A 17,228-nucleotide genomic window follows, 5' to 3' on the forward strand; every position below is an offset into this window, starting at 1 on the left:
TCAGCGTTCGCCGTCGGCGGACCACCATTCCTCGAGCGCCGCACCAATCCGGGCGAGCGACTCCGGGGACGCCATCTCCCAGTGCGTGGCCTCGATGCGGTGGGTGGCGATCCGGCCGTCGACGGCGGCGCGCCACGTCGACGCGCCGATCTCGCCGGTCGGGTCGTCGCCGCACGCCGCGAAGTACAGCAGGTCACCCTTGTAGGGCCGCGGGTCGTACTCCCCGATCATCTCGATCGACGCGCCCGCGGCAGCGAGCGCGGCAGCGATCCGGTCGGCCCCGAACGATCCGAACGGCGCGGGAAGATCCGCGACGAGCTCGTGCACGAGGTCGATGGTGAGATCCTCGTCGACCCGTTCGCCCCCCGACGCGAGCGACGGGAGCAGACCGCCGACCAGGTCCCGGGCGGTCATGCCGCGCGCGGCCGCCGGGCGTTCGATGTCGTTGTCCGCGTAGCTGTCCATCATCGCGAGCAGGGCGACCTCCCCGCCGTCCGCCTGCAGCTGGGCCGCCATCGCGTGGGCGATGACGCCGCCAAGCGACCAGCCGATCAGGTGGTACGGCCCCTCGGGCTGCACGGTCCGAATCTCCCGCAGGTAGCGCGCCGCCCAGTCCTCGATGGTCGCGGGCAACGGTTCCGCACCGGAGATCGCGGGCGACTGCAGACCGTAGATGGCGCGCTCGCGGTCGACGTGGGCGGACAGCCCGCCGAACGCCCACGACAGGCCGATGACCGGGTGGATGCAGAACAGCGGCGGCTTGGTCCCCTGCTCCCGCAGCGGAAGCAGGATGCCGAACGCGGCGTCCGCGTCGACGTCCTCGACACCCGCGAGGACGGCATCCGCACGGGACGCGATCGACTCCACCGTGGGACCCGAGAACACCCACAGCACCGGAACCTCGACACCGAGCTCGGCGCCGAGGAGCGCGGTGAGCCGGGTGGCCACCAGCGAGTTGCCGCCCAGTTCGAAGAAGTCGTCGTCCAACCCGACCCGCTCGAGCCCGAGCACCTCGGCGAAGACCGCAGCCACCGCGCGCTGGGTGTCGGTCGCCGGTGCCCGGAACTCGCGCGGCGCGAACTCCGGATCGGGCAGCGCCGCCCGGTCCACCTTGCCGTTCACGTTCAGCGGCAGCGCATCGAGGACCAGCACGGCCGCAGGCACCATGTACGACGGCACCGCGCCGGACAGCGCGCCACGAACGTGCGCCCCGTCGAGGCCGGACCCGACGACGTAGCCGACGAGCCGGGTGCCGCCCAGCGCGTCGCCCCGTGCGACCACGACCGCGTCGTTCACCCCGGTCAGGGACCGCAGCGCGGATTCGATCTCGCCGAGTTCGATCCGGTAACCGCGGACCTTGACCTGGAAGTCGGCGCGCTCGAGGTAGTCAAGGTTGCCGTCGGCGCGCCACCGCACCACGTCGCCGGTGCGGTAGAGGCGGGTGCCGTCACCGAAGGGGTTGGCGACGAACCGATCCGCGGTCAGGTCGGTCCGCCCGTGGTAGCCGCGGGCCAGCTGGGTGCCTGCGAGGTACAACTCGCCGGGCACCCCGACCGGTACCGGGTGCAGGCGTCCGTCGAGGACGAACACCTGGGTGTTCCACTCGGGCCTGCCGATCGGCACCGTCGCCGCGTCCGCCTCCGACGTCCGGTATGAGGTCACCGAGACCGCCGCCTCGGTCGGTCCGTACAGGTTGTCGAGCCGGGCACCGCTGACGGCCCGCAACCGCGCCGCGGTGTCCGCGGGCAGTGCCTCGCCGATGGCCAGGACTCTGGTCACCGACTCCGGGAAGCGGTGCTGCTGGTCCGCCAGCAGCATCGACAGCATCGACGGCACCACGTGCAGGGTCGTCACCGACTCGCGCGTCATCAGGTCAAGGAGGTACGCCGGATCCCGATGCCCGTCGGGGCGGGCGATGACCAGCCGCGCACCGGTCTGCAGCGCCCACCAGAATTCCCACACCGACAGGTCGAAGGTGGCCGCGGTCTTGAGCAGCACCGCGTCGGTACCGCCGAGCCCGTATTCCTCCTGCTTCCACACCATCTGGTTGACGACGGCCGCGTGGGAGACGGCGACGCCCTTCGGCCTGCCGGTCGAACCCGACGTGAAGATCACGTACGCCGGGTTCCCGGTGCGCAGCGGCGCCACCCGGTCCCGGTCGTCGACCGGTGCGTCCGGGATGCCGGACAGGTCGAGGGTGTCCACCGCCAGCGACCGGACGTCGTCGGGCAGCGCGACCGCGTCGGCGGTCCGGGTCAGCACCAGCGCCGGGGCCGCCGACTCCAGGGTCAGGGCGATCCGATCCCCCGGATGGTCCGGGTCGATCGGCACGTAGGCGCCGCCCGCCGTGACGATCGCGTACATGCCGACCATCAGCTCGACGGACCGCCGCATCGCCAGACCCACCGGGGCCTCGGGGCCGACCCCCTCCTCGATCAGCCTGCGCGCCAACCGGTTCACCCGGGACGCGAACTCTCGATAGGTCAGCGTCTGCTCCTCGAACACCAGCGCAACCTCGTCCGGGGTCCGGGTGGCCTGCGCCGCGAAGAGGTCGACGAGGGTCGCGTCGGGCACCGACTCGTCGGTGGCGTTCCAGTCGCCGAGGATCTGCTCGGACTCGGCCGCGGTGACCATCGGCAGGTCCCCCACGGTCCCGTCCGGGTCGGCGACGACCCGTTCCAGGATCCCGAGGAAGCGATCCGCGAACGCCTGCGCGGTGCCCCGATCGAAGAGGGCCGTCGCGTAGGTCAGGTTGGCGCCCAACCCGATCGGCGTCCCCTGTTCGTCGTAGCGGTCACCGATGATCAGGTGCAGGTCGAACTGGGAGACCTCGGACGCCAGCTCGGCGGGCGCGATCTCCAGGCCGTCGAGTTCGAAGGTGGCCTCGGCGAGGTTCTGGAACGAGAAGCCGACCTGGCACAGCGGGTGCCGCGCGGTCGAGCGGGTCGGGTTGAGCACCTCGACGAGCCGCTCGAACGGCACGTCCGCGTTCCCGAACGCCCCGAGGTCCGCCTCCCGAACCAGCGCAAGCAGCTCGATGAAGCTCGCGTCCGGTGCGACATCGGTCCGGAAGACCAGGGTGTTGACGAACATCCCGATCAGGTCGTCGAGCGCGGCGTCGCCGCGGCCGGCGAACGGGGTGCCGACCGCGATGTCCCGTGTCCCCGACAGCCGCGCGAGCAGCGTCGCGAACGCGGCGTGCACGACCATGAACAGGGTGGCGTTGTTGCCGCGCGCGATGGCGGCCAGGCCCCGGTGCAGCTCGGCGCTGACCGCGAACTCGATCGTCCCGCCGTGATACGACTGCACCGCCGGGCGCGGCCGGTTGGTCGGCAGATCGAGCTGGTCGGGAAGGCCGGCGAGCGCGGTCCTCCAGTAGTCGAGCTGCGCGGAGATCAGGGACGCCGGATCGTCCTCGCTGCCGAGGACCTCCCGCTGCCACAGCGCGTAGTCCGCGTACTGCACCGGCAGCGGCTGCTGCGGCGGGACGGTGTCGGCGGCACGAGACGCGTACGCCACCATCAGGTCCCGGGTGAACGGCCCGATCGAGGACCCGTCGGCCGCGATGTGGTGGACGACGAGGGCGAGCACGTGTTCGTGGTTCGCGTCGGTGCCGTCGACCCGCACCAGCAGCGCCCGGATCGGGACGTGCGCGGTGACATCGAATCCGGCGGACACGAACGCCGTCACCTCGGCGACCACCCGGTCGGCAGGCACGACGACCGGGTCGAGGTCCACCACGACGTCCCCGATCGGCAGGATCACCTGCGTCGCGGTGCCGTCCTCGGCCTGCGGGTACACGGTGCGCAGCACCTCGTGCCGCGCCATCACGTCCCCGACCGCGGCCTGCAGGGCCGCCACATCGAGGTGACCGGTCAGCCGGATCGCCGACGGAATGTTGTAGGCCACCGACTCCGGGTCGAACCGGTTGAGGAACCACATCCGCTGCTGCGCCAGCGACAGCGGCAGCTGCTCCGGCCGGTCGCCCGGACGCAGCGCCGGACGCCCACCGTGTCCCGCGAGTTGGCCGACCCGCACCGCGAGCTCCGCGACCGTGCTGGCCTCGAACATGAGCCGGACCGGGACGGTTGCGTCGAGCGCGGCGCCGAGACGGGCGGTGACCTGCGTCGCGATCAGCGAGTTGCCACCGAGCTCGAAGAAGTCGTCATCGAGCCCGACGCGAGTGGCGCCGAGCACCTCCGCGTAGGCGTTCGCGACGATCTGCTCGACCGGGGTCGACGGGGCGCGGAACTCGCGGGCCTCGAAGACGGGCTCCGGCAGCGCCTTCCGGTCGAGCTTGCCGACCGGGTTCAGCGGGATCTCGTCGAGCACCATGATCGAGGCGGGCACCATGTGGGCGGCCAGTGATCGACCGACGAACTCCTTGAGCGCGCTCGGGTCGAGCACCCGACCCGGTACGGCCACCACGTAGGACACCAGCGAGGTCGAGCCACCGGCGGTGTGGCCGATCGTCGTCGCGAAGTCGACGTCGTCGTGAGCGGTCAACGCCAGGTCGATCTCGCCGAGTTCGATCCGGAAGCCGCGGACCTTCACCTGGAAGTCGGCGCGGCTGACGTAGTCGAGCTCACCCGCATCCGTCCACCGCACCACGTCACCGGTCCGGTACATCCTGTCGCCCGCGAGGGCACCGTCCGCGGCGAAGGGATTCGCGACGAAGCGGTCGGCGGTCAGCCCCGGCCGATCGAGGTAGCCGCGCGCGACACCGGGGCCAGACAGGTACAGCTCCCCGGCAACACCGACGGGGACCGGGTGCAGCCTGCCGTCGAGGACGAGGGTGCGCACCCCGCGCAGACCCTCGCCGATCGGCATCGGCCCGCCCGGGGTGAGCGGATCACTGCTGGTGGCGAGGATCGTCGTCTCGGTGGGCCCGTAGACGTTGAAGAAGGCGCGGTCGGCCGCCCAGCGGGCGACCAGGTCCGGCGAGTATGCCTCGCCGCCGACCATCACCGACCGCAGCTCCGGGACCTGGGCAGGGTCGATCGAGGCCAGCGCGGCCGGGGTGATGAAGATGTGGCTCACCCGCTCGTCCCGGATCAGCTCACCCAGTTCCGCACCGCCGTAGATCGTGGTCGGCACGATCACCATCGTCGCGCCAGCTCCGACCGCGAGCAGCAATTCCAGCATCGAGGCATCGAAGCTCGGGGACGCGAAATGCAGTGTCCGCGAGTCGGCATCGATCCCGAACCGGTCCCGCTGTTCGTCCGCCAGGTTGGACAGTCCGCCGTGGGTGACGGCGACGCCCTTCGGTTTGCCCGTCGACCCCGACGTGTAGATGACGTAGGCGGTGTTCTCGACCCGGAGGGCACCGCGGCGTTCGGACGCGTCGACCTCGCCCGCGGGCTGCACCCGGCAGCGGGCGGCGAAGTCGAGGTCGTCGAGGACCAGCCAGCGGACGCTGCCCGGGAGCCGGTCCACGGACGCGGACACGGTCAGGCCGATCCGGGCACCCGAGTCCGACGCCATGTGCGCGACCCGGTCGGCGGGGTAGTTCGGGTCGACCGGAACGAACGCGGCGCCGGTCTTTGCCACCGACCACACCGCCAGCACCGACTCGATCGACCGGGTGATCCCCAGCGCAACGAACGACTCCGGGCCCACCCCCTCCGCGATCAACACCCGCGCCACCCGGGACGACCACTCGTCGATCTCCCGGTAGGTCAGGGTGCGACCCTCGAGTGTGACGGCGGGCGCCGACGGGTGCATCCTCGCCGCGGCGGCGAGCACCTCCGGCAGCGTGCGCACCGGGCCGGCGTCCGCGCCGCGCCGACTGCTCAGCTCGACCAGTTCCGCAGGGGTGAGGAGGTCGATGTCGCCGATCGCGGTCGAGGGGGCCGCCACCGCCGCGTGGGCGATGGACACCAGTCGCTCCGCGAAGCGGACGACGGTCTGCTCGTTGAACAGATCTGTCGCGTAAAGGAATTCGGCCGCAATGCCGTCGGCGACGCCGTCCTCGGTGAACGACTCCATGATCGCCAGCTGCAGGTCGAACTTGGCGACGTGCCCGTCGAAGTCGACGCCGCTCAGGCTCAGCCCGGGCAGTTCGAACTCGACCGGCCCGGTGTTCTGCATGGCGATGGCCACCTGGAACAGCGGGTTCCGCGACTGCGAGCGGGTCGGGCTCAGCACCTCCACCAGCCGTTCGAACGGCACGTCCGCGTTCGCGAACGCCGACAGGTCCGTCTCCCGAGCCTGCTCAAGCAGATCCGCGAAGGTGGTGGACGGCTCGGCGGGCGTCCGCAGGACCAGCGTGTTGACGAACATGCCGACCAGCTCGTCGAGTGCCGCGTCGCCACGTCCCGCGATCGGAGTGCCGATCGCGATGTCCGAGGTCCCGGAGAGCCTGGCGAGCAGCACGGCCAGCGCCGTGTGCAGCACCATGAACATCGTCGAATTGTGGGTCCGGGCAAGGTCGCCGAGGCCTCGATGGAGGCTCGCGTCCAGCGTGAACGACACCACCGCTCCGCTGTTGGTCGCCACGGCGGGACGCGGTCGGTCCGTCGGCAGCTCCAGCTGGTCCGGCAGCCCGTCTAGGGCCGTCGTCCAGTGCGACAGCTGCCGGGAGATCAGCGAAGCCGGGTCGTGCTCGGAGCCGAGAACCTCGTGCTGCCACAGGCTGTAGTCCGCGTACTGGACGGTGAGCGGCGCCCAGTCCGGCGCGCTGCCCGCGCCGCGGGCGGCGTAGGCGAGCATCACGTCGCGGGTCAGCGGCCCCATCGAGACCCCGTCGCCCGCGATGTGATGCACCACCAGCACGAGGACGTGGTCGTCGGTGTCGGCGACGGCGAACAGCCGGGCCCGCACCGGGACCTGGGTGGTCACGTCGAAGCTGGCGGTGACCACCTCGGTGACCCGGGTGATCGTGTCCGCTGCCGGGATCGTCTCCGGCGTCAGGTCGAGGGTGAACGCGCCGACCGGCAGGACCTGCTGGCTACCCGTTCCGTCGACGGACGGGTACCGCGTGCGCAGCACCTCGTGCCGGGCCAGCACGTCGCCGACTGCTGCCCGCAGTGCCCCGACATCCAGCTGGCCGGACAGTCGCACCGCTGCCGGAATGTTGTACAGCGCCGATTCGGTGTCGAACTGGTTGAGGAACCACATGCGTTGCTGTGCAAGGGACAGCGGAATCAGGTCGGGACGCGGGCGTGCGGTCAGCGCGGGACGGTCCGACGCCAAGCCGGACCGTTCGACAACCTCCGCCAGTGCCGCAACGGTCGGGGCGTCGAAGATCACCCGGACCCCGAGATCGACGCCGAATCGGGCGTTCAGCCGAGCCACGACCCGGACCGCGAGCAGGGAGTGGCCGCCGAGCTCGAAGAAGCTGTCGGTGGCACCGACCTGCTCAATGCCGACGACGGCGGCGAAGGCCTCGGCAACGAATGCCTCGACCGGGGTGCGGGGAGCGACGTAGGCGTCCGTGGACGTCTCGAATCGTGGCGCAGGTAGGGCTCTGCGGTCCAACTTCCCCGCAGCATTGAGCGGCATCTGATCGATGCCCACGATCGCCGAGGGCACCATGAACCGGGGAAGACGGGTATCGAGGTACGCCCTCAGCTCCGCCGACCCGACCTCCATCCCATCGGACGCAACGGCATACCCGACGAGTTGCATGCCTGTCCGCTCGTCGGCGTGCGCGACGACGACCGCCTGCGCCACCGCCGGATGTCGACGGAGAACCGCTTCGATCTCTCCCGGCTCGATCCGCTGGCCCCGCAGCTTGATCTGGAAGTCCGTGCGGCCGAGGAACTCGAGGTCGCCCTCGCCGTTCCACCGCACGCGGTCACCGGTCCGATACATGCGATCACCAACGGTCCCGAACGGATCGGCAACGAACCGATCAGCCGTCAAGTCCGGCCTGCCGAGATAGCCCCGCGCAACCTGCTCGCCGGCCAGATACAACTCACCGGCGACCCCGATCGGAACCGGGTGCAACCGCGAATCGAGCACATACGCCCGGGTATTCCACGCCGGACCACCCATCGGCACCACGGCGCCCCGCGCACGACCAGCGTGGTCGAACCAGGTGGCAGTGACCGTCACCTCGGTCGGTCCGTAACTGTTGTGGACCGACAGCCCGCGCGTGGCGGCCGACCGCGCCAGGTCGATCGAGATCGCCTCGCCACCGACAAAGACGAAACGAAGCGAGTCCGGTAGGGCGACACCGTCCGACCCGAGGAAGAGGTCGAGCATCGACGGCACGAAGTGCGCAACCGTCACCCGCTCACGCGCCATCAGATCCGCAAGGTACCGCGCATCGCGATGCCCATCGGCGCGGGCCACCACGACCCGACCGCCGGACTGCAGGCCACCGAAGCATTCCCAGACCGCGATGTCGAACGTCTCGACCGCCTTGTGCAGCACGACGTCCGCATTCGTCATACTCGCCCGGTCCCGCATCCACCGCAGATGACCGGTGATCGCGTCGTGGGACACCACGACACCCTTCGGCCGTCCGGTCGACCCCGAGGTGAAAAACACGTACGCGGCATTGCCCGGACGCAGCACCCCGATCCGCTCCGACGGATCGATCTGCTCGCCGCGAACGCCGGCGGTATCGAGGCAATCGATCTCGACGACCTCCGCCTCGGTCGGAGGAAGGTCCGCGCGGTCCGACGCGCTGGTCAGGACCAGTAGCGGAGTGGCTGCCTCCAGAACGAACTCGTTGCGGGTCCCCGACTGATCCGGGTCCACCGGGAGATAGGCCCCGCCCGCCTTGAGGACCGCGTAGATCGCGACGAACAGGTCGAGCGACCGGCGCATCGCGATCGCAACCGTTGCCTCGGGTCGGACCCCACGCGCAATGAGAACACGCGCGATGCGGTTGGCCCGAGCGTCGAACTCCCGATACGTCATCCGGCGGGTGTCGTCGGCGAGTGCGATCGCGTCCGGCGTGCGTGCGACCTGCGCCTCGAAGTCGTCGAGTAGAAGGCCACCATTGCCGGGGACGGTCTCGCCCGTTGCGCGGGCGAGCCACGTCTGCGCCTCCTGCCGGTTGACCATGCGGATATCGCCGACGACCGCGGCCGCATCCGCGACCACGGCCTCAACGATGCGGACGAACTGCGACGCGAACGCCGCGATCGTCGACTCGTCGAACAGATCCGTCGCATACACGAAGCACGCGTACATGCCATCGGCTGCGCCGTGCGCGTCCACCTGGTCACCGAGGGTGAGTGACAGGTCGAACTGGGTGACCTCGACATCGGTGTCGAGCGCGCCGACCGTCAGGCCGGGCAGTTCCAGAACCGCCTGCTCCTGGTTCTGCAACGACAGCGATACCTGGAACAGTGGATTGTGCGCCTTCGACCGCGCCGGGTTCAGTGCGTCGACAAGTTGCTCAAACGGCACGTCCATGTGCCCGAAGGCCCGGACGTCCGTCGAACGAACAATGCCCAACAGGTCCGCGAACGACGCCGACGCGTCCACCTCGGTGCGCAACACCAAGGTGTTGACGAACATGCCGACCAGGTCATCCAACGCGGCCTCGCCACGTCCGGCGACCGGGGTGCCGATAACAATGTCCGACGTCCCGGAGAGCCTGGCCAGCAGCACGGCCAGCGCGGTATGCAGCACCATGAACGGAGTTGCGCCGTGCGCGGCGGCGCACTCGCGGATCGCCGCTGTGGTGCCCTCGTCGAGGGCAAAGTCGTACCGCGCACCCCGCATCGACTGCTCGGCCGGGCGCGGCCGGTCGACGGGGAGATCCAGGGCGTCGGGCAACGCCGCGAGCTCGCCCCTCCAGAACTTGAGTTGCTGTGCAGCCAGACTGTTCTCGTCATCGAGCGAACCGAGCATCCGGTGCTGCCACACCGTGTAGTCCGCGTACTGCACCGGCAGCGGCGACCACGCCGGCGCCGCCCCTTCCGCACGGGCAGCGTAGGCCACCATCACGTCACGGGCCAGCGGCGCCATCGACAGACCGTCCGCACTGATGTGGTGCACCACCATCACCAGGACCCGATCGGTATCGGACACCTCGAACAGTCGCGCACGCACCGGCGGTGCAACCCGCACGTCGAACCCCTCGGACAGGAACTCCGCAGCCGCGGCGAGCATGTCGACGTCGGCGATGCTCCTCGGCTCAAGGTCGAGGGTCACCTCAGCGGACGGAACGATCACCTGCCGCGGACCCTCGTCCGACTCCGGGTACCTCGTGCGCAGCGATTCGTGCCGCTCAAGCACATCACCGACCGCCGCCTGCAACGCGGCCACCTCGAGCACGCCCGTCAACCGAACCGCCAGTGGAATGTTGTACGCGGTCGACTCCGGGGCGAACCGGTTCAGGAACCACAGCCGAGCCTGTGCGAGCGACAACGGAATCCGGTCCGGGCGCTCGCCGGCGCGCAACGCGACCCGGCCGCCAGCGCCGGCATGGGCCTCGACCAGGCCCGCCAGTTCCCCCACCGTCGACGCCTCGAACAGCATCCGCACCGGCACCTGCGTGTCCAACGCGGCACCCAACCGCGCCACCACCTGCGTCGCGATCAGCGAGTTGCCGCCCAACGCGAAGAAGTCGTCATCGAGTCCGACCTCCTCGACCGCGAGCACCTCACCGAACACCGCTGAAACGACCCGCTCGACGGGCGTGGACGGCGCACGGAACACCCGCACCTCGAACACCGGCTCCGGCAGCAACTTCCGATCCAGCTTGCCGCTGGTGTTGAGCGGGAACGCCTCGAGCACCATCACCGTGGACGGCACCATGTACCCCGGCAACGACTCCGCCACCCGCTCCCGCAGCGCGCTCGAGGTCAGCGCCACGCCCGGATCCGGCACCGCATACCCGACCAGTCGATCACCAACCGCCGGATCCGAGCGCAGCACCACCACCGCCTGCGACACACCACCGACACGCTCGAGAGCCGACTCGATCTCCCCCAGCTCGATGCGCTGGCCGCGCAGCTTCACCTGGAAGTCGGTGCGCCCCAGGTACTCCAACTGGCCATCCGCACGCCAGCGGGCGAGGTCGCCCGTGCGATACATGACAGAGCCCGGTCCCCCGAACGGGTTCGGAACAAACCGTTCCGCCGTCCGGCCCGGATGACCGTGGTAACCGCGCGAGACCTGCCTGCCCGCGAGATACACCTCTCCCGCGACACCCGGCAACACCGGATGCAACCGCGAATCCAACACGTATGCCTGCGTGTTCCACACCGGCCGACCGATCGGCATCGAATCCGACTCGGTCCCGTCGCACCAGTAGTGCACCGACGTCAGCGTCGTCTCGGCAGGACCGTACGCATTGTTGATGCGCACCGGCGATGCGCCCATGACCCGCGCCGCGAGCTCGGGACTGAGCGCCTCACCCGCCAACTGCAGAGCCCGCACCGACGGCGGCAACGCCGACACCGCGCCCGACGCCAGGGTGGCCAGCATCGACGGCACGAAGCCAAGGAGGGTCACCCCCCACTCCCGAGACATCGACACCAGGTAGTCCGGATCGCGGTGCCCGTCCGGGCGGGCAATGACCAGGTGTGCGCCAGCGAGGAACGGCACGAACAACTCCCACACCGACGGATCGAACACAATCGGTGTCTTCTGCAACACCACATCCGACGGCGTCACCGCGTACTCGCCAATGAACCAACTGAGCTGGTTCACGATCGCCTCGTGCGTGACCGCGACACCCTTCGGCACCCCGGTCGAACCGGACGTGAAGATGACATACGCGGGGTTGCCGGGACGCAGCGGGCGCATCCGATCGCCGTCCGAAACCGGACCATCACTGAGACCCACCAGATCGACACGGTCCAGTTCGACGACCACCACACCGGCCGGCACCTCGACCCGATCGCGTTCGGTCGTCAGCACACACACCGGCTCGGCGATCGCGAGGACCGCCGCCAACCGCTCGACGGGCTGATCCGGATCGACCGGCACATACGCGCCACCGGCCTTCATCACCGCGTACATGCCGACGAGCATCTCCACCGACCGGCGGGCGGCAACCACAACCCGATCCTCCGGTCCAACACCGATCCCGATGAGGTGACGGGCAAGCCGGTTGACCCGGGAATCGAACTCGGCGAAGGAGAGCGTCTCGCCCTCGAAGGTCACGGCGGGTGCGGTGCCATTCTCGCGGGCGGACCGGTCGATCAGATCGACCAGGGTTCCGGCCGGAACCTCCACCGCGGTCGCGTTCCACTCCCCAAGCATCACCTCGCGGTCCGGCGCGGAGATCAGCTCGAGGTCGCCGAGTTCCCCGACGGTGCCGGCACCGACCCGACGAAGAATATGCAGGAACGCCGCACCGAACCGGGCCGCGGTGGCCCCATCGAACAGATCCGTCGCATAGGTCAACGCCACGGCTGCGCCGACCGGGGCACCGTCGACGAGTCGGTCGACGACGATGACCTCAAGGTCGAACCGCGCGACAACCACGTCGCTGTCGACCGCCGAGACGTGCAGTCCATCAAGCTCCAGAGCCGTCGATGCGTGGTTCTGGAAGGCAAGCGAGACCTGGAACAGCGGCGTGTACGACTGGGAACGAACCGGATTCACGGCATCCACCAGCCGCTCGAACGGAAGATCGGCGTGCGCGAACGCCGCCAGATCCGTCTCCCGCACCCGCCCGAGAAGATCCGCGAACGACTCGCCACCCTCGACCGCGGTCCGCAACACCAGCGTGTTAACGAACATGCCGACCAGGTCGTCGAGCGCCTCGTCGCCACGGCCAGCGACCGGCGTCCCGATCGCAACGTCGGACGAGCCACTGAGCCGGGCAAGCAACACCGCCAGCGCCGCATGCACAACCATGAACACCGTCACACGATGCTCGCGGGCCACGGCCTCCAACGCGCCGTACAGCTCGGCATCGATCTCGAACTCGTGCGTGACCCCACGCCCGGACATCACCGCCGGACGCGGCCGATCGGTCGGAAGCTCCAACACGCTGGGAAGACCCGCCAACGCCTCCGTCCAGTACCCGAGCTGCCGCGAGATCACCGACTCCGGATCGTCCTCCGAGCCGAGCACCTCCCGCTGCCACAACGAGAAGTCGGCGTACTGCACCGGCAACGCAGCCCAGGTCGGCTCCGTGCCCGCGGTCCGCGCCGCGTACGCGAGCATCACGTCCCGGGTCAACGGGCCCATCGACCAGCCGTCCGCGCTGATGTGGTGAACCACCAACACCAGGACATGCTCGGCGTCGCCGAGGCGATAGATCCCGCCCCGCACCGGCACCTCGGAGGTGAGGTCGAAGCTCCTGGCCATCACCCCCGCGACGGTGGCCGCGATGGTCTCGGATGTCACCTCGATCGGTGCCAGATCTGGAACAGACTGTGCAACAGGGACAATCAGCTGATACGCAGAACCATCCGACTCCGGATAGATGGTGCGCAGCGACTCGTGCCGCTCCAGCACGTCGACCACAGCCGCCTGCAACGCATCGATGTCCAGTCGCCCGGTCAGCCGAATGGCCATCGGAATGTTGTAAGCAGCCGACTCCGGATCGAAGCGATTCAGGAACCACAACCGCTGCTGCGCCAGCGACAGCGGAACCCGTTCCGGGCGCGGGCCCGCAACCAACGCGATCCGGCCACGAACACCCGCCTGCGACTCCACCCGCGCCGCCAAATCCGACACGGTCGACGCCTCGAACAGCACCCGCACAGGCACCGGCACCTCCAGCGCCGCACCCAACCGCGCCACCACCTGCGTCGCGATCAGCGAGTTGCCACCCAACTCGAAGAAGTCATCATCCAACCCGACCCGCTCCACACCCAGCAGATCCGCAAAGGTCGCCGCGATGATCTCCTCGACCGGCGTCGACGGGGCCCGGAACACCCGCGCCTCGAACACCGGCTCCGGCAACAACTTCCGATCCACCTTGCCGTTCACGTTGAGCGGCAACCGGTCGAGGACCATCACGACGGCGGGGACCATGTACGACGGTACCGATCCCTCAAGACCTTCCCGCACGGTCGAGCCATCGAGCGGCCGGTCGCCATCGCCGCCGACGACGTAGCCGACCAGCTGGATGCCGAGGTGCGTGTCCTCACGAGCCACGACGATGGCCTCGATCACCCCGGGCCGCGCCCGGAGGGCGGATTCGATCTCACCGAGTTCGATCCGGAAGCCCCGCACCTTCACCTGGAAGTCTGCGCGCTCAAGGTACTCGAGCGTCCCGTGCTCCGGTGCGAGGTCCGCACGCCAGCGCACCACGTCGCCGGTGCGGTACATCCGCGCGCCTGCGGTGTCGAACGGGTTCGCGACGAAGCGGTCCGCGGTGAGGTCGGCGCGACGGTAGTAGCCGCGGGCCAGTTGGGCACCTGCCAGGTAGAGCTCACCCGCGACTCCGGCGGGCACCGGGTGCAGCCGTGAATCGAGCACGTAGACCTGGGTGTTCCACTCGGGTGAGCCGATCGGCACCGTGACGGTGTCCGCCTCGGACGTCCGGTACGAGGTCACCGAGACCGCGGCCTCGGTCGGGCCGTAGAGGTTGTCCAGCCGCGCGGAGCTGACGCGGCGCAGCCGCGCCGCGGTGGCGGCGGGCAGTGCCTCACCGATCGCCAGCACTCGGGTCACCGTGCCAGGGAACCCGGAATCGGCCTCGGTCAGCAGCATCGACAGCATCGACGGCACCACGTGCAGGGTGGTCACCGCCTCCCGGTCCATTAGGTCGAGCAGGTAGCCCGGATCCTGATGACCGTCCGGCCGGGCGATCACCAGCCGGGCACCGGTTTGCAGCGCCCACCAGAACTCCCACACGGACAGGTCGAACGTCGCCGCGGTCTTGAGCAGCACCGCATCCCGCGCATCGAGCGGGTACTCGGATTGCTTCCACACCATCTGGTTCACGACCGCGGCATGTGAGACCGCCACACCCTTCGGTCGTCCCGTCGATCCCGACGTGAAGATCACGTACGCCGGGTGGGACGGGCGCAGCGGAGCGACCCGCTCCGCGTCCGCGATCGGCGATCCGTCGAGCGACTCCAGGTCCGCGGCGTCAACCGTCAGGGTCCGCACCCCGGCTCCGAGATCCAGGCCGTCCTGGGTGCGGGTGAGGACCAGGGCCGGAGCCGCGGACTCGAGCACCAGCGCAATGCGTTCGATGGGATGGTCGGGGTCGAGCGGCACGTACGCGCCGCCCGCCTTGACGATCGCGTACATGCCGACGAGCAGGTCGATTGACCGCCGGATCGCCAGTCCGACCAGCGTTTCCGGGCCGACGCCCTCGGCGATCAGCCTGCGCGCGAGTCGGTTCACCCGGACATCGAACTGCCCGTAGCTCAGCGTCTCGCCCTCGAAGACCAGCGCCGTCGAGTCCGGGGTGCGTGCCACCTGGCGGTCGACGAGGTCGACGAGCGTCGCCTCGCGGACGGGCCGGTCGGTCGCGTTCCAGCCGTCGAGGATGCGGCCCCGCTCGGCAGTTCCGAGCAGGTCGACGTCGCCGACGATCGCGGCCGGGTCCGCGACGACGGCCTCAAGGATCCGGACGAACCGGTCCGCGAACGCCTGCACGGTGCCCGCGTCGAACAGTGCCGTCGAGTAGGTGATCGCAGCCGACATGCCGGCCGGGTCCCCGTCGCCGTCGTAGCGGTCGGCGACGATCAGGTGCAGGTCGTACTGGGTGATCTCGGACTCGAAATCGACCGCCGCGACGGACAACCCGGGCAGCTCGAACTGTCCGCCGGACAGGTTCTGGAACGAGAATCCCACCTGGCACAGCGGATGCCGCGCCGTCGATCGGGTCGGATTCAGCACCTCCACCAGTCGCTCGAACGGCACGTCCGCGTTGCCGAATGCTCCCAGGTCGGTCTCGCGGACCGCCGCGAGCAGTTCGGTGAAGGTGGCGTCCGCGGCGACCTGGGTGCGGAAGACGAGGGTGTTGACGAACATGCCGACCAGGTCGTCGAGGGCGGCCTCGCCGCGGCCGGCGAACGGGGTGCCGACCGCGATGTCCTCGGTCCCGGACGACCGGGCAAGCAGCACCGCGAACGCGGCGTGCACCGCCATGAACAGCGTCGCGTTGTTGCCGCGCGCGACATCGACGAGACCGCGATGCAGGTCCTCGCTGACCGCGAACTCGATCCTTCCGCCGTGGTACGACTGCACCGCAGGTCGCGGCCGGTCCGTCGGGAGCTCAAGCTGGTCCGGCAGCCCACCCAGCGCGGTGATCCAGTAGCCGATCTGCCCGGCGATCAGGGAGTCCGGATCGTTCTCCGAACCGAGGACCTCCCGCTGCCACAACGCGTAGTCGGCATACTGCACCGGCAGGGATGCCCAGCCCGGCAGCTGTCCCGCGGTGCGTGCCGCGTACGCGATCATCACGTCGCGGGTGAACGGCGCCATCGAAAAGCCGTCCGCGGAAATGTGGTGAACCACCATGGCGAGGACGTGCTCGTCGCTGGCGGTCTCGTCGAGGCCGTCACGGTCGATGCGAAGCAGCAGGGTTCGCACCGGGACCTGCGCGGTCACGTCGAAACCGGCCTGCACGAAGTCGGTGACCACCCGGGTCACCTGGGCCTCGGTGGTCGGCACCACCGTGAGGTCCGGCACCGCGCCGTCGGCGGGGAGGATCACCTGGACGGGCCCGTCCGCGGTCTCCGGGTAGACGGTCCGCAGGACCTCGTGCCGGGACAGGACGTCCGCGACGGCCGCCCGCAGCGACCCGACGTCGAGGTGCCCGGACAGCCGGATTGCCACCGGAATGTTGTAGGCAGCAGATTCCGGGTCGAACCGGTTGAGGAACCACATCCGCTGCTGCGCCAACGACAGCGGCAGCTGCTCGGGCCGAGTCTGCGCGGTCAGTTCCGGGCGCGCACCGCTACCCGCCGCCGACGCGACGCGGCCGGCCAGCGATTCGACGGTCGCCGCGTCGAACAGGTCCCGCACAGCCACCCGGGTGTCGAGCGCGGCACCAAGACGCGCGGTGACCTGCGTCGCGAGCAGCGAGTTGCCACCCAACTCAAAGAAGTCGTCATCGGCACCGACCCGCTCAAGCCCGAGGACCTGCGCGAAGGTGCTCGCGACGATCTCCTCCACCGGCGTCGACGGAGCCCGGTACACCCGAGCCTCAAACACCGGCGCGGGCAACGCCTTCCGATCCAGCTTGCCGACCGGCGTCCGCGGAATCTCGTCCAACACCATGATCGCCGACGGCACCATGTGCGCCGGAAGCGACAGCGCGGCATGCTCTTTGAGCATCTCATTGTCGACGGTCACCCCGTCAACCGGCAGCACGTACGCCACCAGCACGGTCGCCCCGG

1 protein-coding gene (running past one end of the window) is annotated in these 17,228 nt (G+C 69.6%); it reads right to left on the reverse strand.

The genetic code is table 11. From position 1 onward, the window contains the following. Window positions 1-17,228: the 3' portion of a non-ribosomal peptide synthase/polyketide synthase gene (locus ACFWQG_RS12905; protein WP_378508019.1), read on the reverse strand. 14,311 nt of this gene lie beyond the right edge of the window; the window shows 17,228 of its 31,539 coding nt (coding positions 14,312-31,539); the start codon falls outside the window, past its right edge; its stop codon occupies window positions 1-3.

The sequence above is a fragment of the Rhodococcus sp. NPDC058532 genome, from assembly GCF_042719255.1.
In the GTDB taxonomy this organism is placed as follows: Bacteria; Actinomycetota; Actinomycetes; order Mycobacteriales; family Mycobacteriaceae; genus Rhodococcus_G.